Below are 18,782 nucleotides of genomic sequence, written 5' to 3'. Positions count from 1 at the left end.
GACTCCCTGTGGCAAAGGCCCGATTGTCCCGCATTAAACCGATGATGCAGAAGAGCCGACGGCGATTAATCTTCATGCGACAATCGCCGCCTATCACGTGTTCATTGCCAGGAAGCAACCATGTCCGATCACCCACCAGCGCCACGCCTTACAGCCTTGCAATTGACCGTCAGCATCGCCTTGGGTCTGTGGCTGGGGTTCCTCGCCATCGTGTTGACCGGTTGGCTGCTGTCCAGATTCCTGTTCAACGAACAACTGGCTCCAGTGGCCGCCGCCGTGCAGCAACTGGGGCAACCGCCGGCGGTGCAACCGGCCCCGGAACCGCCAACCCCCATGTTCGAGCAATACCAACAAAATCTGCAACGAAACGAGCAACGACAGGCCCTGGATCAAGCCCGCAGCGATCCTCGCAACCTGTCCAACCCCAAGTGTCAGTTCTGGCTGCAACAGGACCAGAATGCGCCCAGTGAAAAGAGCCGGGCCAACGTTTTGCAATTTTGCGATTGATCATGAACAAACAGATCGTCCACCAACTGATTCTCGACAAACTCAAAATTGACCTGGATGTCGCCGAGCGCGCCGCGCAGACGGCCTACGAAACCGCGACCCACGAGGAAAACATCGCCGAGAACAAATACGACACCCTGGGCCTTGAAGCGTCTTACCTCGCCGCCGGGCAAGCCAGGCGTGTCGAAGAAATCCGCCAGGCCCTCGCCCTCTGCCAGAACCTGATACTCAGGCCCTACGACGAACAGCGCGGCATTCAGATTGGCACGTTGATCGGGCTGGCAGATGAGGATGACCGCCAGCAATGGCTGTTTCTGGGGCCGGATGCCGCGGGGTTGAAAGTGTCACTGGTGGGCCAGCCGATTACCGTCATCACCCCTCGCTCGCCGCTGGGACGAAGCCTGCTGGGCAAATTCGAAGGGGATGAAGTAGAGATCGTCGTCGCAGGCGCCCGGCAACAGTTCGCTGTTACCGAGGCGATCTAGCACTCACTGTTCAGTGCACCGGTAATTCCACACCGTCGAACAGCTCTTCGAGCTCCTGCTTGTTGTGGCACTGGATGGCCTTGGCCATGACTTCCCGGGTCAGGTGTGGCGCGAATTTTTCGATGAAGTCGCACATGAAACCACGCAGGAAGGTGCCGCGCCGGAAACCGATCTTGGTCACGCTGGACTCGAACAACTCGCTGGCATCCAGCACCACCAGGTCGCCATCGAGCTTGGTATCGACGGCCATTTTCGCCACGATGCCCACGCCCAGGCCAAGGCGTACATAGGTTTTGATGACGTCGGCGTCGGCGGCGGTGAACACCACTTTCGGGGTCAAGCCGCGATGGCTGAAGGCTTCGTCGAGTTTCGAACGGCCGGTGAAACCGAACACATAAGTCACGATGGGGTATTCAGCCAGGGCTTCGAGCGTCAGCTTCGGCAGCTTGGTCAGCGGATGGCCCTGAGGCACGACCACGCAGCGGTTCCAGCGGTAGCACGGCATCATCACCAGATCGCCGAACAGTTCCAGAGCCTCGGTGGCGATGGCGAAATCCACGGTGCCATCAGCGGCCATTTCGGCGATCTGCATCGGCGAGCCCTGGTGCATGTGCAGGGCCACGTCCGGGTATTGCTTGATGAAATTGCTGATCACCGGCGGCAGTGCATAACGGGCCTGGGTGTGGGTGGTGGCAATCGACAGCGTGCCTTTTTTCTCGTTGGAAAATTCCTGGGCAATCTGCTTGATGCTTTCGACCTTGCGCAGGATCTCCCCGGCCGTGGTGATGATGCGCTCACCGGCCGGGGTCACGCGGGTCAGGTGCTTGCCGCTGCGGGCGAACACTTCGACACCCAGCTCATCCTCCAACAGGCGGATCTGCTTGCTGATGCCAGGTTGCGACGTGTAGAGGCTTTGGGCAGTAGCGGAAACGTTGAGGTCGTGGTGCGCCACTTCCCAGATGTAGCGCAGTTGTTGAAGCTTCATATGTATCCCTCAAAGCAGTTGGACGCCACGGGCATCAGCGACGGTATATAACTATATGAATGGTTGTATTAATTAATCTAGAACTTTTTATAAAAAAGCCACTACTTTGCCTCAAGCCTCCCCCTGACGTCGCCGCTGCACCAACGGCACCAGGTAGACCGGTACCCGGGATAACTGCAATACCCGCGCAGCGGTCCTGCCCAGCGGTGTTTCACCGCTCGCCCCTTGGCAGTGACTGCCTACGATCAGCAAATCGACAGAGAGTTTCGCAGCCTGTTCGAGAATGACCTGGGATGGATCGCCCTGGAAAACCCGCACCGACTTGATCAGCTTCAAGTCCTGCTGCCCCTCCCCTAACTCTTCGCGAAAGCTGTCAAGCACCCGCTGCTCAATGTTGGCCATCACCGTATTCAGACCCTGCCGATGAAATTCGTTCAGCGCTTGCTCATCGAGATAACTTTGCAACACCGACTCCGCGAACAGCCCCATCGGCTCTACCGCGTGCACCACATACAACTCGGCTTCGAACGTCCGTGCCAACGCCAAGGCATGCTGCATCACATAAGGGGCGTAAAGTCCCAGGTCTGTGGCGTACAGCATCGAACGAATCATGTGACCTCCTCGCGTGCCAGAATGGCGGAGATGGATTCAGCTTAGCAGCGCCTTGAGGAGTACGACGTCCAGCGTAACGCCCTAAACAACGGGCAGTCAGAGCTTCACTTCATTGCTGATGCCGTGAGGCACATGACCCGTGGCGACCACCTCGCGAGCCAGTTCGCAGTGGCCGGTCTGGTCGTCGAAAAAGACGTCGGCGGCAAAGGCTTCGAGAAACGCCGATTTGGTCAGGCCGCCAAGAAACAGCGACTCATCCAGACGAATATCCCATTCGCGCAACGTCCGGATGACGCGCTCGTGGGCCGGTGCCGAACGGGCAGTGACCAGCGCCGTGCGAATCGGACAGGCGTCTTCGGGGAATTCGCGTTGCAATGCATTGAGCGCCGCCAGAAAGCCCTTGAACGGCCCGCCTCGCAGCGGCTCACGCGCGGCCTGCCGCTCACTGGCCTGAAACGCCGCCAGGCCGCCGCTCTGATAGACACGCTCGGATTCGTCGGAAAACAGCACCGCATCGCCGTCGAAAGCAATACGCAGCTCCTCACTGGCGGCGCGGCTGGCACCGCCCGACAGAATGGTCGCCGCGGCAAATCCGGCGTCCAGGGCGCTGCGCACATCCTCAGCGTGGGTGGACAGAAAAAGATCACAGCCGAACGCCTTCAGATAAGGGTAAGGGCTGCGACCGCCGACGAACGCCGCGCGGGAAATCGCCAGCCCATAATGATGAATCGAGTTGAACACTCGCAGGCCGGTGTCGGCGCTGTTGCGCGAAACCAGAACCACCTCGACCCGCGCACGTCCCAGATGCGCGTTGAGGCTCAGCAGCTTTTGTACGAGCGCGAAGGCGTCACCGGGCTCAAGGACTTCGTCCTCATGCTCGATCTGATATTGCCGGTAAGCCTCGACGCCGCCCGACAGATACACCTTATGGCTTTCACTCAGATCGAACAGCGCACGCGAGGAAATCGCCAGCACCAGTTTGTCATCGATGTTGTTTGCCATGTCGCTCCCCTTTCGCCTGATCAGCGGTTTCGTCGGTCCATAAATGCCAACGCCTGATACAAGGCTTCGATTTTCGGCAGCTCACAACCGGCCCTTTTCGCCGCCGCCAGTGGTCGGCTGTAAATAGCTTCCAGCTCCAGCGCACGCTGGTGGGAATAATCGTGATACATGCTCGGCCAGTAGTCGGGCATCTTTTCGGTCATCGCAAACAGATACTCGGCGTAACCCGGCGCAACGTGGTGACCACACGCTTGAGCGCCTTGCACCACCTCCGCCATCAAAGCCTGGATCAATCCTCGGCTGTCACTGTCGGCCATCAACGGCGTGGTACTGGCGCCTAACAGAACCGAAAGGCCGTTGTAGGGCACGTTCCACACTAGTTTCTGCCAGCGCGCCTGCCGCAGGTCGGGCATGGCTTGGGAATCCAGGCCAGCGGCACGGAACAGACCGGCCCCCTGCTCGACAATCGCCATGCGTTGCGCCTGATCGTGGCAAGGACCGCTGTGGTAACCAATGTTGACTGCACCGAGGGCCTGGTGAGCGATGACGCCGGGACCGACGCGATGTACGCAAATCAGACACAGTCCGCCCAGCAGATGCAGCGAATCGGGCAGCAACGGTCGGAGGTCGTCTTCAACATCAAGGCCATTTTGTAGCAACAGGACCTTGGCCCCATTAGCGGCAGCTTGAATGATGGCCGGGGCCAGGTCGGCATTGCTGGTGGTCTTGGCACCGACCAGTAGCCAGTCGCAGGGTGGCATATCGGCTGCCGAGCGATAGGCCTGGACGGGGTCGAGGGTCAACGTGCCGTGAACCGCGCTGTCGATTCGCAAACCGGCTTCGGCCACCGCGGCAAATTCGTTGCGCAGTAAAAAATGCACATCAAAACCGGCGCGAGCCAGCATCACGCCATAGAACCCACCGATCGCCCCCGTGCCGATCATCCCGATCCGCGGTTTAACGCCTGCCTGCATCGTTGCCACTCTCCTGGTAAAAAGCCCCTGTACATCATTACACAGCCTGGTTCTGTAGGAGCTGGCCAGCCTGCGATCTTTTGCTCTTTCGCGCTCGACTCACTCGGCTGTGGAAAGATCGCAGCCTCACTTCCCTCGACAGCGCCTACGAGTCCAGTGGGAGCAAGCGCCCCTGCCACAATTAACCCGTGCCTGCCCATTGTCGAGCCACCTCGTAACGCGCTAAGGTTCCGCTCCCCGACGCGCTTAAATTCGCTGTGCACCGCCGCGCGGGGATCGCTGGCGGCCGGCACCCGTGACCTGACGAGTAACACGATGGCTGATTTACCGATCAATGACCTTAACGTCGCCTCCAACGAGACCCTCATCACGCCTGACCAGCTCAAGCGCGATATCCCCCTGAGCGACGCTGCACTGCGCACCGTGACCAAGGGCCGGGAAGTCATTCGCAACATTCTCGACGGCACCGACCATCGCCTGTTCGTGGTCATCGGGCCCTGCTCGATCCATGACATCAAGGCCGCCCACGAATATGCCGAGCGCCTGAAAGTGCTGGCGGCGGAAGTCTCCGACACCCTCTACCTGGTGATGCGGGTGTATTTCGAAAAGCCACGCACCACCGTCGGCTGGAAAGGCCTGATCAACGATCCGTACCTGGACGACTCCTTCAAGATCCAGGATGGCCTGCACATCGGTCGCCAGTTGCTGCTGGACCTGGCCGAAATGGGCCTGCCTACAGCCACCGAAGCCCTGGACCCGATCTCCCCGCAATACTTGCAGGACCTGATCAGTTGGTCGGCCATCGGCGCACGGACCACCGAATCCCAGACTCACCGTGAAATGGCCTCCGGTTTGTCCTCGGCCGTGGGCTTCAAGAATGGTACCGACGGCGGCCTCACCGTGGCGATCAACGCCTTGCAGTCGGTTTCCAGCCCTCACCGTTTCCTGGGTATCAACCAGGAGGGTGGCGTGTCGATCGTCACCACCAAGGGCAACGCCTACGGTCATGTGGTGCTGCGCGGCGGCAACGGCAAACCGAACTACGATTCGGTCAGCGTCGCGCTATGTGAGCAGGCACTGAACAAGGCCAAGATCAAGCCGAATATCATGGTCGACTGCAGCCACGCCAACTCCAACAAGGATCCGGCGCTGCAACCGCTGGTGATGGAGAACGTCGCCAACCAGATCCTGGAAGGCAACCAGTCGATCATCGGCCTGATGGTCGAAAGCCATTTGAATTGGGGCTGCCAGGCAATCCCCAAGGATCTGGCCGACTTGCAGTACGGCGTGTCCATCACCGACGCCTGCATCGACTGGAGCGCCACCGAGAACACCCTGCGCAGCATGCATGCCAAGCTCAAGGATGTGTTGCCTAAACGTCAGCGTGGCTGAAGAAAGGATCGCAGCCTCGTTGCACTCGACAGCTCCTACACTGCGCCTACACATATTTGGAGCGGGGATGTAGGAGCTGGCGAAGCCTGCGATCTTTTACTTTCTTCAAGGCATAAAAAAACGCCGGGCTCATCAGCCCGGCGTTTTTTTGGAGAATCCATCGTGTCAGAGCTTGGCCGCGTGGCGCTGGTGACGCTCCATGTAGCGCTCCACGTAGGAGCAGGACGGGATCACCGTGTAGCCCATTTCGTCGGCGTATTGCAGCGCCCTTTCGGTCAGCGCCGCCGCAATGCCACGTCCGCGCAAGGCGTTGGGCACGAAGGTGCGATAGATATCCAGGGTCTGTTTGCCCAGGTCCATATAAGTCAGATAGGCACGATGACCGTCCACATTGGTCTCGAACTGATGACCAGCCTGGTCATGGTGGATGGACAACGCCTCGCTCATCACTACTCCTCGCGGGTCTGAATGCTGACCCCTACCTTACCGATGTTTTTCCGGCGAAGGAACATCTACGCCACCCCGTGCCTGTCTGGTCACCGAGCGCCAACACCCACCGCTCAACCCCGAGCACGTCGTGAATAGTAGGCACCAATGACGCAAATGCTCAAGGCACGCCCGTCAATGGGGGTAAAACCCTGTCGGGTTTATCGATTGAGCGCCACCGTCACGCGCTAGTCGGCCAAGGCGCAATAGCTGAACATCGCCAGTTGTTGAGTCGTGAGACGAGCGCCGGTTATTAAAGTCACCGCCAACACCAATAAAGATAGCCGCCCCGCTGAGCAAAAAACGCTCAAAAGTGTAGGCGAATCAATAAACAACGACGTTAACGGCTTAAGGAAAGTTCTCCCCTGCACGGAACTTTTGCTCAATGACGCGCTCAAGCCAGGTGCCGGAGGCTGCATATTTTTTAAACAACACCCCAAAAAGTTGCTCGAAAAAGAATCACCGCCTACAATTTTTTTGCTTCTTGCGCTACGTCAGTTTACTTACTACAAGTAATGGGTAGTATGTACGCCGGCTAACTCCTCGCTGTGAGGAGACAGTCACTTAATAGAAAGTCCTTGAAGGGGAACACGATGAACAACGTTCTGAAATTCTCTGCTCTGGCCCTGGCCGCAGTTCTGGCTACCGGTTGCAGCAGCGCATCGAAAGAAACCGAAGCACGTCTGACTGCTACCGAAGACGCAGCAGCTCGCGCCCAAGCTCGTGCAGACGAAGCTTACCGTAAAGCTGATGAAGCTCTGGCTGCTGCTCAAAAAGCACAACAGACTGCTGACGAAGCTAACGAGCGTGCTCTGCGCATGCTGGAAAAAGCTAGCCGCAAGTAATAGTCCCCCGGGATTGTTATCGAGCCGACCCATTTTTTGGGTCGGCTTTTTTATTGCCCGGCATTTCCCCAGGCGATAAAAAACCCGCCGACATCGCGAAACGCCGGCGGGTCTTTATGGCAGCTTTTACTGTTGCAGATCGATCGGCGCGCTGGAAACCATGGGTGCCGAAGTATTCGGAACGGCGATCTCGACCGGCAGGCCGTCTTCGGCAGCCACCACATCACGCACCACATCCCAGTCCATGCGCAGGTTGCTGGTGATGTCCTCACGCTTGAGCATCGTGTTGATCACCGCAGTGTGCTTGTCCACCACCGACGGGTTGCCGTTGTCGTCCAGCGGCGTGTGGGCTTCCAGATAAACCTTGCCGCCGCTCACGCCCAGCTTGTAGGGGTCGTTGATGATTCGCACCGAGGTGCCCACCGGCACCATGCCAGCCATCTGCAGTACGTTGTTGTTGAACATGCGGAAGCAGCCGTGGCTGGTGCGCATGCCGATGCCGAACTTCTTGTTCGAACCGTGGATCAGGTAACCCGGGGTGCCCAGGGTGAACTTGAACGGACCCAAGGGATTATCGGGACCGGCCGGCACCACGTTCGGCAACGGATCGCCGTCGGCGGCATGCTCAGCCTTGATCGAGGCCGGCGGGGTCCAGGTCGGATTCGGGGTCTTGGCAATGATGCTGGTGTGGGCGATCGGCGATCCCCAACCTTCACGGCCAATGCCCAGCGGGAAGGTGTAGACCACATTCCGGCCCTTGGGGAAGTAGTAGAGGCGGTACTCGGCGAGGTTGATCACGATGCCTTCGCGCGGGCCAGGCGGCAGGATGAAACGGGTCGGCAGCACGACCTCGGTGCCCGCACCCGGCAACCAGGGATCGACGCCCGGGTTGGCGGCGACCATCTCGGTGTAGCCCAGGTCGTAGGTAGTGCCGAGGTCGGCGAAGGTGTCTTCGTATTTGGCCTTGATGACCTGCACCTGGCCGACAATGTCTTCGCCTGGCGGTGGCAGAGGCAGCTCCAGGGCGGCAACGGGACCAGCCATGCACAGGGCGGCAAGAGACAGGCAGCGGGTGACGGCAGGCAAGCGCAGCAACATCCGGGAAATCCTTTGCAGGTCGAACAGAGGGTATGAAGACTGTGATTGTACACCGGCCCCCGTTATTTCGGGGAGGGCGGCAATGAGGCGTCCGATGCGTAGCATTTCCAGAGACCGAAATAGAGCCCTGTGGGAGCGAGCCTGCTCGCGATAGCGGTGGGCCTGCTTGCATTAATATTGAATGTGTCGCCGCCATCGCGAGCAGGCTCGCTCCCACAAGGGACATGCCGGGAATCAGGGGGATTACAACTCGAACCGCAGTTCCGGCCAGATCGGCGAGGTGCCGCGCTTCTGGGACTCCAGTATCGCCCGGCACAATGAACACAGGCGATGGTCCTGGAATATCTTGCGATCAACAGCCGACCAGCGCGGCTGGGCCGGCAGCAGGCTGCCGCACAGGGTCCGGTCGGCCGAGCCACCGAGCTCCAGTTGCCGTGTCACCAGATGCACCCGCACTTCCTGGCAGGCGAACAGGTCCAGCTGTTCGTCAGGCTCGATCAGTTGGTAGGCAAAAAGGGACCAGGCGGGACGCGGCATCGGGGGCTCCAAATCGGGGGCGCCACATTAGCCGAAAGCCCGCCTGTAGAAAAGCGTCACAGCAGCGGTTTTAGCGTCGGCCAGACATTTTCCAGCAACTTGCCCTGGGCCGCGACGGACGGGTGCAAGCCATCACCCTGCATCATCCCCGGAACACCGCCAACGTCCTGAAGGAAAAATGGCACCAGCGGCACGTTTTTCTCCTCGGCCAGGGTGCTGTAGACCCGGGCGAAGGCATCGGTGTAGCGCCGCCCATAATTGGGCGGCAACTGCATGCCCAACAACAGCACCTTGGCACCGCTGGCGCGGGAGCTGTCGATCATCGCTGCAAGGTTTTGTTGCAATTGTGTTGGTGGCTGTCCGCGCAGGCCATCGTTGCCACCCAGTTCCAGGATCACCAGGTCCGGCTTATGGGCTGCAAGCAGCGCCGGTAGCCGCGCCTGGCCGCCTGCACTGGTGTCGCCACTGATAGAAGCATTGACCACTTTGTCGTCGAAACCTTCGGCCTTGAGCCGTTGTTCGAGCAAGGATACCCAACCTTGCCGGGTATCCAGGCCGAAAGCGGCGCTGATACTATCGCCAACGATCAGGACCGTACCCGCCGCTGCGTTCTGGGCCATGCACATCAAGGCCAGGCCGGCACTCAAAAACCACACACGCATCGGATTCTCCATGGGCTCAAGCATTCTCACCGCGAAGGACCTTAGCAAAGTGGTTCCCAGCGCGGAAGGTGAACTGACTATCCTGCACGAACTCAGCCTGGAACTGAACAAGGGCGACAGCCTGGCCATTGTCGGCGCATCCGGCTCCGGCAAATCCACCCTCCTGGGCCTGCTGGCCGGCCTCGACCTGCCCAGCAGCGGTGAAGTGACCCTGGCAGGTCAAGCCCTCAGCGTTCTGGATGAAGACCAGCGGGCCCGGATCCGCGCCGAGCATGTCGGCTTTGTCTTCCAGTCGTTCCAGTTGCTCGACAGCCTCAATGCGCTGGAGAACGTCATGCTGCCATTGGAGCTTGATGGTCGCCAGGATGCCCGCGAACGCGCTACGGAATTGCTGCAGCGGGTCGGCCTGGGCCAGCGCCTGACCCACTCGCCCCGCCAGCTCTCCGGCGGCGAGCAGCAACGCGTAGCGATTGCCCGTGCCTTTGCGGCCGAGCCCGACGTGCTGTTTGCCGACGAACCCACTGGCAACCTCGACAGCCACACCGGTGAGCGCATCAGCGATCTTCTGTTCGAGTTGAACAAGGAAAGCGGCACGACCCTGGTGCTGGTGACCCATGACGAACGCCTGGCCCATCGTTGCCGGCGCCTGATTCGACTTGAAGCCGGCCAGATGGTCGCCCCTCTGGAGCCTTGATGGCACGCTTGCCGCTGTTGCGCCTGTTCAGTCTCGCTGTCCGTCAATTGCTGCGCGATGCCCGCGCCGGCGAACTGCGGGTGTTGTTCTTCGCCCTGCTGGTGGCGGTGGCGGCGAGTACCGCCATCGGCTACTTCGGAGCCCGTCTCAACGGCGCAATGATTATGCGCGCCACCGAATTCCTTGGCGCCGACCTGCTGCTCGAAGGCAGCTCGCCTGCCCGCCCCGAACAGATTCGCGGTGGCACCGATCTGGGACTCGAACATGCCCGGGTGGTAGAGTTCTCCAGCGTCGTGGCCACCGACAATGGCATTCAGCTTTCCAGCGTCAAGGCCGTCGATGACATCTACCCCCTGCGCGGCGAACTGAAAAGCGCCCCTGCCCCGTTCGCCCCGGAAGAAACCGGCGGGCGACCAAATCCTGGCGAGGCCTGGGTTGAAGCACGGCTGCTGACGGCACTGGACCTGAAAATAGGCGACAGCATTGACGTCGGCAACCAGCCCTTGCGCCTGAGCCGCGTCTTGACCTACGAACCGGATCGCGCCGGCAATTTCTATAGCCTCACGCCCCGGGTCATGATCAACCTCAAGGACCTGGACGCTACCGGCGTCGTGCAGCCCGGCAGCCGCGTCAGTTATCGCGACCTGTGGCGCGGCCCGGCGCCAGCGTTGCAAACCTACCGCGACCTGATCAAGCCGGGCCTGGAGCCCAATCAGCGTCTGCAGGATGCACGCGATGGCAACCGGCAGATCGGTGGCGCCCTGGGCAAGGCCGAACGGTATCTGAACATGGCCAGCCTGGTGGCGGTGCTGCTGTCCGGCGTCGCCGTCGCCCTCTCGGCCAACCGCTTTGCCACCCGACGGTTCGATGCCAGCGCCCTGCTGCGCTGCCTGGGTTTGTCGCGTCGGGAAACCATGGTGCTGTTCAGCCTGCAACTGATCGTGCTGGGCCTGCTGGCCAGCCTCAGTGGTGCGCTGCTTGGCTGGGTCGCCCAACTGGGACTGTTTGCACTGCTACATGACCTGTTACCCACCACCGTCCCACCGGGTGGCCTGCTGCCGGCCGTTGCCGGGATCGGCACCGGGATGGTGGCCTTGGCCGGGTTCGCCCTGCCCCCACTGGCCGCGTTGGGACGGGTCCCCCCCTTGCGCGTTTTGCGCCGGGACATGCTGCCGATTCCTTCCAGCACCTGGGTGGTCTATGGGGCCGCCCTGGGTGCCCTTGGCCTGATCATGTGGCGCTTGAGCCTGGACCTGGTCCTGACGTTCGCCCTGCTGGGCGGCGGCGTGATTGCAGCGCTGGCGCTCGGCGGCCTGCTGTTGCTGCTGCTCCAGAGCCTGCGCAGGATGCTGGCCCGCGCCTCGTTACCCTGGCGGCTAGGCCTGGGCCAGTTGCTGCGCCACCCCTTGGCGGCGGCCGGCCAGGCGTTGGCATTCGGCCTGATTCTATTGTCCATGGCGCTGATCGCTCTCTTGCGCGGCGAGTTGCTGGACACCTGGCAAAACCAGTTGCCGAAAAACGCCCCGAACTATTTCGCCCTGAACATTCTGCCCAACGACAAGCAGGCCTTCACCGACAAGCTGCTGGCGTTGTCGGCGCAATCGGCGCCGCTCTACCCCGTGGTACCCGGACGCCTGATCAGTATCAACGGCGAGCCGGCCAAGGAGTTTGTCACCAAGGACTCGGCCGGTGACCGGGCCCTGCAGCGCGACCTGAGCCTGACCTGGGCTGCGGACCTGCCGGCGGGCAACGTCGTCACGGCCGGGACCTGGTGGCCGCAGCAACCGCCGGACGATATTCCGGGCGTTTCGGTAGAAGGCAAGGTGGCCGAGAACCTCAAGATCCAGCTGGGGGACCGTCTGGTTTTCAACGTGGGCGGCGTCAATCGCGAGGCGAAGGTCACCAGCTTGCGAGAAATCAACTGGGACAACTTCCAGCCTAACTTTTTCATGATCTTCCAACCCGGCACGCTGAAGGATCTACCGGCCACCTATCTCACCAGCTTCTATCTGGCGGCGGGCCACGACCAGCAGATTGTCGACCTGTCCCGGGCCTTCCCAGCGGTGACGATCCTGCAAGTCGAAGCCCTGCTCGAGCAGTTGCGCAGCATCCTGGCCCAGGTCACCCTGGCCGTGGAATATGTGTTGCTGTTTGTACTGGCTGCGGGAATGGCCGTGCTGTTCTCCGGCCTGCAAGCCACCCTCGATGAACGGATCCACCAGGGTGCGCTGCTCCGCGCCCTGGGTGCCGAACGAACCTTGTTGGTTAAGGCCCGGCGCATCGAGTTCGGGCTGCTGGGAGCGGTCAGCGGCTTGCTCGCGGCCCTGGGTTCGGAACTGGTGAGTCTGGTGCTTTACCGTTACGCGTTCGACCTGCCCTGGCATCCGCATCCATGGTTGCTGGTACTGCCGCTGGTGGGAGCGTTATTGATCGGGGCAGCCGGTGTGTTCGGCACGCGTCGAGCGCTCAACGCGAGCCCGCTGACAGTCTTGCGCGAGGGTTGATAGACTCCCGGCTTCGCCACCACAAGAAGTTGCCATGAGCCGTTATCGCCCACCCCGCACCGCCGGCACTGCGCTGATCACCCCCGAGGGTGAGGCGCGGATGCGCGCCGAATTTCATGAGCTGTGGCATGTGCGCCGCCCTCAGGTGACCCAAGCGGTCAGCGAGGCAGCGGCCCAAGGGGATCGATCGGAAAATGCCGAGTACACCTACGGTAAAAAAATGCTGCGGGAGATCGACAGCCGCGTGCGTTTCCTCACCAAGCGCCTGGAAGCCCTCAAGGTGGTCAGTGAAAAACCCAGCGACCCGAACAAAGTGTATTTCGGCGCTTGGGTCACGGTTGAAGATGAGGACGGCAAAGCGTCTCGCTATCGCATCGTCGGCCCCGACGAACTGGACCTGAAAAAGAACCTCATCAGCATCGACTCGCCCTTGGCGCGGGCGTTGATCGGTAAAGCGCTGGATGCTGAGATCAAGGTTCAAACGCCCGCCGGGGAACAGCTTTTATATGTCACCCACATTGAATACCTATAAAAGCTTCACCCGCTGGGCCCTGACAAGGATTGCTCGCCTCAACGGCGAGTAATCAGCCCCTGCCGAGCCACGCGGGTCAATTGCCGGATCATTTCGGGGGCATCCGCCGCATTGGGCGACTGGATGACTGCCAGATCGAAACTGTCGTCGGCAAAACGCGCCAACGACTCACCGTCTTCGACAAACTGAATAAGGAACGCCGCCGGCCCGTGGTTGCGTCGCGGCCAGCCGTCGAGATAGCGCAATAGCGTGGGCTGGTGAGTACCGCCCAGAAGGATTTTTGGATTGCGTTGCAGAAGGTTCGCCGTGATCGGCGCAAGACGTACAAGGGGGCTGGGTGCGTTCATCGTGTCGTGTCTCTGCCTCAAAAGTCTGCATGGCAGGTGAGAGGCAACACCGAACCAGCGCTTTAGCGGTATTTCGAAGCCCCGTGTGACCGGCTTCTATCAGTGACTGAATGAGTCACCTGGCGCCCCGCAAGTAGCTGTTTAAATCGGCGCATGAGCGGCATCCTAGAGAAGCTGACCGGGCAGTGTCAAGAATCTGCGCGCACAAAAAAGGCCCGTTCCAGACGGGCCTCTGATGATTCAGGTCGCAATCAGCGGGCGATGGCCTGGTCGACCGACAGCCTGCCTGCACCTTCGATCAGCACAGCAACGCTGCCTGCCAGCAAAGCCAGGGCAAACTCATAACCGTTGTTGGCCATGAACAGACCGTTGCCAATGTGCACGGAGAAAATCGCCACCAGCGACAGGAAGGCCAGTCCCAACGCCGCTGGACGGGCCAGCAGGCCGATGATCAAGGCCAAGCCGGCGAAAAACTCGGTTCCGCCGGCCAATGTCGCCATCAGGTAACCGGGGGTCAGGCCAATGCTTTCCATCCACTGCGCCGTTCCCGTCAGGCCGTAGCCACCGAACAGACCGAAGAGTTTCTGTGCGCCGTGGGCAGCAAAGATGATCCCGACAACAATGCGCAGGACAGTCAGGCCATAGCCAGCTCGGGTAAACAGAACTTTGTTGATGAAAGTGCTCATTAGGTTCATTCCTTGGGATAAGTGGGGTTGGCCGCTATATTAATCAACAAAATGCATGATAAAAGCGGAAAAAATCCGTAATACCAATCAGTTTACTCGATCATTTACGCACAACAACCTTTTGCTCCCTGGGCTCCAACGACTCCCGTTCACGATCAAACGCCAGATAGTATTTGTTCACACTATTAACGTAGCTTACTGCGCCCATTCCCACCTGCTCCATGGCGATGCGTTCAACCTGGAAGAACCACTGATTGGGATTGAGCCCCCGCCGTCTGGCCTCGGCCCGCATGCCTTGGACGCGCTCAGGCCCCATGTTGTAGGCGGCCAGGACGAAGGCCATTCGCTCGCGCTCGTTGAGCTTGGGGCTGGCGAAAAACTTTCGGCGTATCAAGGCCAGGTACTTGGCGCCAGCCTGCACGTTGGCGTCCAGGTTCTGGATGTTGCGCACCCCGACCCTCTGGGCGGCTGATGGGGTAATCTGCATAAGGCCCGTAGGGCCGCTGCCGCTGCGGGCATTGGGTTGCAGGGAAGACTCCTTGAACGCCAGCGCCGCTAGGTTCAGCCAATCCATGCCTTGGGCCGTGGCATGTTTTTGCAGCACCGGGCGCAGTTTCTCAAGACGCTGGCGATTGGCACGGGCCAGCGGATAGTGAACCCGGTACAAGCGGCGATAGATGCGCAGAAACGCGGCGTCCTGATTGGACGGTGCCTTATAGGTCGTCAGGAAGCGGTCGATGCTCGCTCGCAGCATGGCGGCGTCACGACGAACAAACCAATACTCGTCAGCCGGCTCGCCAATGAGCACCTGCCGGTCGAAACGCAGCTTGGGCAGGATTTTGCTCCAGCGTTCGGCGATGGGCTGCTCGACGATGGTCAGGTGGAAAATCCCGGCCTGAACCATTTCCAGTACATCTTCCACCGCCAGGGTCGGGTCGACCCACTCGATCTTCACCGGTGGTAATTTACGCAGTGCCAGCTTCTGGTTGATCTGACTCAGGGCCTCCCCTGCGGCGCTACCGTTGGGCAGGGCCAGGGTCTTGCCCGACAGTTGCTCTACGCGTGTGTAGCGCCGCTGGCCCTTGGCTCCCACCAGGAGCAACGGCACGTCGGTGCGAATCGGATTGCTGGCGCTGACCGCAAGGCCAGCCAGGGGCTCGAGCAACTCGCCGGGCGCGACCAGATCGCCTTCTCCGCGCTGCAAGGCGCCCAGCAGTTGATCCTTGGCCTTGGGAATGATCTTGAGGGTGATTTTCTGGTCATCCCGAGCGTGGCCGTTGAGGTATTGCTCGAAGGCACGTAACCGATGATATTCGACGCCAATGGGTTGCCCCTTGACTTCGCCAGAGCTGTTGCGGCTCTGGTTGACCAGTACCTTCAGGACCCGGCTGCTGCGGATTTGCGCAAGGTCGCGCACCGTAGTTGGCGCTACCACCTGTACCGGGCCGGGCAGCCGCGCCTCGACCGGCATCGGCAGCAACAGCGAACAACACAGCAGCAGCAACAGTTGGGGACGTGTCATCCACTCTCCGAAAGGATACCGCGGCCCGCAGCCTTGAAATATCGAAGCTGGGGTCGACAGAAACAGAGCACCTGGGGCGCTGAAAAGTGCGAGAGACTGGCACAGTGCTGGCGTTTATACCAACCCAACCGGTCTGGCGGCCTCAACAGACAGCCTCAACTCGTTGTAGTTCTTGGCTTTTCTTATAAATCTACAGCTCTGATATGCTTTGCGGCCTTTGGGTCGAGGTAGCACCATGCAACTCATCGATATCGGCGTCAACCTGACCAACCCCAGTTTTGCCGACAAACACGAGGCCGTGCTTGAGCGCGCCTATGCAGCCGGTGTCTGCCAACTGGTCCTGACCGGTACCAGTGTCGAGGGCAGTGAGCAGGCGTTTGAGCTGTGCCAGCGCCTCGATGACACTGGGGAGCGGCTGTTTTCCACCGCCGGTATTCACCCTCATAGCGCCAGCGACTGGACCGCCGATAGCGCCCGGCATCTCAAAGACCTGCTGAAACAAGACCGCGTCCGCGCAGTGGGTGAATGCGGGCTGGATTTCAACCGGGACTTCTCCCCGCGCCCGCAGCAGGAAAAAGTCCTGGAAGAACACCTCGCCCTGGCGGTGGAGTTGCAATTGCCGGTCTTCCTTCACGAACGTGATGCCGATCAGCGCCTGCTGGAAATCCTGCGGAATTTTCGCGACCAATTGCCCGCAGCGGTGGTGCACTGCTTTACCGGTGAAAAAAAAGCCCTGTTCAGCTATCTAGACCTGGACTTGCATATAGGCATCACAGGCTGGATTTGCGATGAGCGCCGGGGCACCCATTTGCATCCATTGGTACGGGAAATTCCTCACACTCGCTTGATGCTTGAAAGCGATGCACCGTACCTGTTGCCTCGCACGCTGCGCCCAAAACCCAAGAATGGTCGCAACGAACCGGCCTACCTGACAGAAACCTTGCGCGAAGTTGCCTTGCACCGGGGCGAAAGCCAGGAAGACCTGGCCGCCCACAGCACCGCCTGTGCCCGCGCGTTCTTCGGCTTGCCCACCCTCCTCTGACCCAATAAGACCCTGTGGGAGCGAGCCTGCTCGCGATGGCGGTGTATCAGCCAGCCTATATGCAAGCTGATCCACCGTCATCGCGAGCAGGCTCGCTCCCACAGGAGATAGACGTTGTCTGTTGACCCATATCAACACCCCTGGCCTTGAGTAGCGGCACAATAATGGCACCTTGCCAAAACTGTTTCCGCTATCAGAGAAGACCTTCCATGGGTGCCTGGCTTAGCAATATCTCACTGAAATACAAATTCTGGGCGGTCAATGCGGTCGCCTTTGTCACAACCTTGCTGCTCGTACTCTACGCGGTGCAGCTTGAACAACAGGCGCGCAACCATGCGGCCCAGACGAACGCCCAGGCCCAGGCACGCTTGCTCACTGCCTGGCCTGCCGGGCAGCCATTGCCCAAGGCCGATCACCTGCTGGCATTCCAGCGTGGCCAGATCCCCATGTTCAACGATCAATCATTACCCTCATTGGCAGAGGCAGACGGCTGGGTAGCGCTCTCGGCCAGCCCCCTGTTGGGCGACAATCCACTGCTGGGCGCCGACGTGATCCGTGCCGGTGACGGCCAACAGCTCGCCGTGCTGGCCCAAGGCGCAAGCCTGAGTCAGGTGTTCAGGGAACGCTTCAGCCAATACGCCGTGGCGGTGTTCGTGTTGATGCTGGCCATGCTGGGCGCATCGCAGCTGCTGATCCGGTTTTTGCTCAGCCAGCTCAACACCCTGAAGGATGTGATGCTGCACGTGGAAAAAACCGGTGACCTGTCCGCCCGCGTCCCCTTGGCCTGCAAGGACGAAGTGGGCCAGATGGCGGCGGCCTTCAATGCCATGCAAGCCGGCTATCAACGTGTGGTTGACACCGTTGCCAGCACTGCCCGGCAACTGGACAGCGGTGCAGCACGCCTGGCATCGAGCATGAACGATGTTCGCAACGGGATGCTCGGCCAGCAAAGCGAAACCGATCAGGCGGCCACGGCGATCAACGAGATGTCTGCCACGGTTTATCACATCGCCCAACATGCCGGCGCCACCCGCGACCTGTCGAAAACCGCCGATACCCTGGCCGGCAATGGCCGCGAAGTGGTCAGCCGGGTGCAACAGTCGATCACCGGGCTGTCCAGCGGTGTGCAGCAGACCGCCGAAATGATCCAGCGCCTGGCCGAAGACAGCCAGAAGATCAACAGCGTGGTCAGCGTGATCCACAGCATCGCCGAACAAACCAATCTACTGGCCCTCAACGCGGCCATTGAGGCGGCGCGAGCCGGGGAAATGGGTCGCGGGTTTGCGGTGGTGGCCGACGAAGTACGCAACCTGGCCAAGCGGGTACAAACCTCCACGGATGAAATCACCACCATGGTCTCGGCCTTGCAGGCCGGAACCCGGGACGCGGTGGATTTCATGCAGGAAAGCTCCTACAAGGCCGACGATTGCGTGCAACAGGCCCGGGAAGCCGGTGAGGCTTTGGAGCAGATCACCGGGGCGGTGGCACAGATGCGCGAGAGCAACACCCAGATCGCTGTGGCGGCCGAACAGCAAAGTCAGGTTGCCGAAGAAATGAACCGGGCGGTCGTGAGCATTCGTGACGTCACTGAAAATACCGTGCGCCAGACGGTGGACTCGGCCACCACCAGCCATGAGCTGGCGACATTGGCCGGTGCGTTGAACAAGGCAATCGGGCAGCTCAAGCTTTAGGGCCCCGCAGTCTGTTGAGCTGCCTGGCAGAACGCTTGCGGCCTGGGGTTTATCTGTGGGAGCAAGGCTTGCCCGCGATGAAGACGATGTGATCTCCCTGGGGAACACGGCGCCTGGATCGCGGGCAAGCCTTGCTCCCACAGCGGGGATAAATCCCCTCCCCCACAAAAAAAGCAGTC

Annotated in this window: 20 protein-coding genes; 9 read left to right on the top strand and 11 right to left on the bottom strand. The window is 60.5% G+C overall.

Going from position 1 to position 18,782, the window contains the following annotated elements:
• The first annotated feature begins 120 nt into the window (after positions 1-120).
• Positions 121-507, top strand: a complete 387-nt coding sequence (locus tag BM132_RS22835; RefSeq protein ID WP_092458927.1) for a cytochrome b family protein — start codon at positions 121-123, stop codon at positions 505-507.
• Positions 508-509: 2 nt separating this feature from the next.
• On the top strand, positions 510-992 hold the full coding sequence (locus tag BM132_RS22830) for a GreA/GreB family elongation factor (RefSeq protein WP_092458925.1): 483 nt from the start codon (positions 510-512) through the stop codon (positions 990-992).
• A 10-nt stretch (positions 993-1,002) separates the two neighbouring features.
• On the opposite strand, the gene cysB is transcribed toward BM132_RS22830, so the two are convergent.
• The 4 genes from cysB to BM132_RS22810 form a co-directional block, all read right to left on the bottom strand.
• Positions 1,003-1,977, bottom strand: a complete 975-nt coding sequence (cysB, locus tag BM132_RS22825) for an HTH-type transcriptional regulator CysB (protein ID WP_018603112.1) — start codon at positions 1,975-1,977, stop codon at positions 1,003-1,005.
• 111 nt (positions 1,978-2,088) lie between these two features.
• Entirely contained in the window at positions 2,089-2,589 is a 501-nt protein-coding gene (locus BM132_RS22820; RefSeq protein WP_092397725.1) for a universal stress protein, read from the bottom strand.
• A 96-nt stretch (positions 2,590-2,685) separates the two neighbouring features.
• The gene (locus tag BM132_RS22815) at positions 2,686-3,591 is read right to left on the bottom strand and encodes a 5'-nucleotidase (RefSeq protein ID WP_092458923.1); all 906 of its coding nucleotides are present in this window, start codon (positions 3,589-3,591) and stop codon (positions 2,686-2,688) included.
• 20 nt (positions 3,592-3,611) lie between these two features.
• The gene (locus BM132_RS22810) at positions 3,612-4,565 is read right to left on the bottom strand and encodes a putative 2-dehydropantoate 2-reductase (protein WP_092458921.1); all 954 of its coding nucleotides are present in this window, start codon (positions 4,563-4,565) and stop codon (positions 3,612-3,614) included.
• Positions 4,566-4,880: 315 nt separating this feature from the next.
• On the opposite strand from BM132_RS22810, the gene BM132_RS22805 reads away from it, so the two are divergent.
• Positions 4,881-5,957, top strand: a complete 1,077-nt coding sequence (locus BM132_RS22805) for a 3-deoxy-7-phosphoheptulonate synthase (protein ID WP_003199364.1) — start codon at positions 4,881-4,883, stop codon at positions 5,955-5,957.
• Positions 5,958-6,122: 165 nt separating this feature from the next.
• Here BM132_RS22805 and BM132_RS22800 read toward each other — a convergent pair whose 3' ends face one another.
• A complete protein-coding gene (locus BM132_RS22800) occupies positions 6,123-6,404 on the bottom strand; it encodes a GNAT family N-acetyltransferase (RefSeq protein WP_047226353.1) in 282 nt (93 codons plus the stop codon).
• A 632-nt stretch (positions 6,405-7,036) separates the two neighbouring features.
• Here BM132_RS22800 and oprI point away from each other — a divergent pair.
• Positions 7,037-7,288, top strand: a complete 252-nt coding sequence (gene oprI, locus BM132_RS22795; RefSeq protein ID WP_011335311.1) for an outer membrane lipoprotei OprI — start codon at positions 7,037-7,039, stop codon at positions 7,286-7,288.
• Positions 7,289-7,414: 126 nt separating this feature from the next.
• On the opposite strand, the gene BM132_RS22790 is transcribed toward oprI, so the two are convergent.
• The 3 genes from BM132_RS22790 to BM132_RS22780 form a co-directional block, all read right to left on the bottom strand.
• Entirely contained in the window at positions 7,415-8,386 is a 972-nt protein-coding gene (locus tag BM132_RS22790; RefSeq protein ID WP_047226352.1) for a L,D-transpeptidase family protein, read from the bottom strand.
• 243 nt (positions 8,387-8,629) lie between these two features.
• Entirely contained in the window at positions 8,630-8,923 is a 294-nt protein-coding gene (locus BM132_RS22785; protein WP_047226351.1) for a hypothetical protein, read from the bottom strand.
• 56 nt (positions 8,924-8,979) lie between these two features.
• Positions 8,980-9,585 carry an arylesterase gene (locus BM132_RS22780; protein WP_092397717.1) on the bottom strand — a complete coding sequence of 202 codons (606 nt, stop codon included), beginning with the start codon at positions 9,583-9,585 and terminating at the stop codon, positions 8,980-8,982.
• 10 nt (positions 9,586-9,595) lie between these two features.
• On the opposite strand from BM132_RS22780, the gene BM132_RS22775 reads away from it, so the two are divergent.
• Genes BM132_RS22775 through greB form a run of 3 tightly spaced genes read left to right on the top strand, consistent with a single transcriptional unit; the run spans position 9,596 to position 13,315 of the window.
• Complete coding sequence (locus tag BM132_RS22775) at positions 9,596-10,279, top strand: ABC transporter ATP-binding protein (RefSeq protein WP_092397715.1); 684 nt, start codon at positions 9,596-9,598, stop codon at positions 10,277-10,279.
• Positions 10,279-12,783 carry an ABC transporter permease gene (locus BM132_RS22770; RefSeq protein WP_092458919.1) on the top strand — a complete coding sequence of 835 codons (2,505 nt, stop codon included), beginning with the start codon at positions 10,279-10,281 and terminating at the stop codon, positions 12,781-12,783. The genes BM132_RS22775 and BM132_RS22770 overlap by 1 nt, the downstream gene beginning before the upstream one ends.
• A gap of 34 nt (positions 12,784-12,817) precedes the next feature.
• Positions 12,818-13,315: a transcription elongation factor GreB gene (gene greB, locus BM132_RS22765; protein WP_092458917.1), complete on the top strand. Its 498-nt coding sequence runs from the start codon at positions 12,818-12,820 to the stop codon at positions 13,313-13,315.
• Between the two features lie 38 nt (positions 13,316-13,353).
• Here greB and BM132_RS22760 read toward each other — a convergent pair whose 3' ends face one another.
• The 3 genes from BM132_RS22760 to BM132_RS22750 form a co-directional block, all read right to left on the bottom strand.
• Entirely contained in the window at positions 13,354-13,662 is a 309-nt protein-coding gene (locus BM132_RS22760; RefSeq protein ID WP_092458915.1) for a hypothetical protein, read from the bottom strand.
• A gap of 251 nt (positions 13,663-13,913) precedes the next feature.
• Entirely contained in the window at positions 13,914-14,348 is a 435-nt protein-coding gene (locus BM132_RS22755; RefSeq protein ID WP_092397707.1) for a DoxX family protein, read from the bottom strand.
• A gap of 100 nt (positions 14,349-14,448) precedes the next feature.
• Complete coding sequence (locus BM132_RS22750) at positions 14,449-15,870, bottom strand: MltF family protein (protein WP_092458913.1); 1,422 nt, start codon at positions 15,868-15,870, stop codon at positions 14,449-14,451.
• A 235-nt stretch (positions 15,871-16,105) separates the two neighbouring features.
• Here BM132_RS22750 and BM132_RS22745 point away from each other — a divergent pair, with 235 nt between their 5' ends.
• Entirely contained in the window at positions 16,106-16,912 is an 807-nt protein-coding gene (locus BM132_RS22745; protein WP_092458911.1) for a TatD family hydrolase, read from the top strand.
• A gap of 209 nt (positions 16,913-17,121) precedes the next feature.
• Positions 17,122-18,603 carry a methyl-accepting chemotaxis protein gene (locus BM132_RS22740; protein ID WP_092458909.1) on the top strand — a complete coding sequence of 494 codons (1,482 nt, stop codon included), beginning with the start codon at positions 17,122-17,124 and terminating at the stop codon, positions 18,601-18,603.
• The last annotated feature ends 179 nt before the right edge of the window (positions 18,604-18,782 follow it).

It is taken from the genome of Pseudomonas sp. NFACC45 (assembly GCF_900113505.1).
GTDB classification, from domain to species: Bacteria; Pseudomonadota; Gammaproteobacteria; order Pseudomonadales; family Pseudomonadaceae; genus Aquipseudomonas; species Aquipseudomonas tehranensis.
Note: the sequence above shows the minus strand (reverse complement) of the source record. Positions and strands in the feature narration are given on the sequence as shown.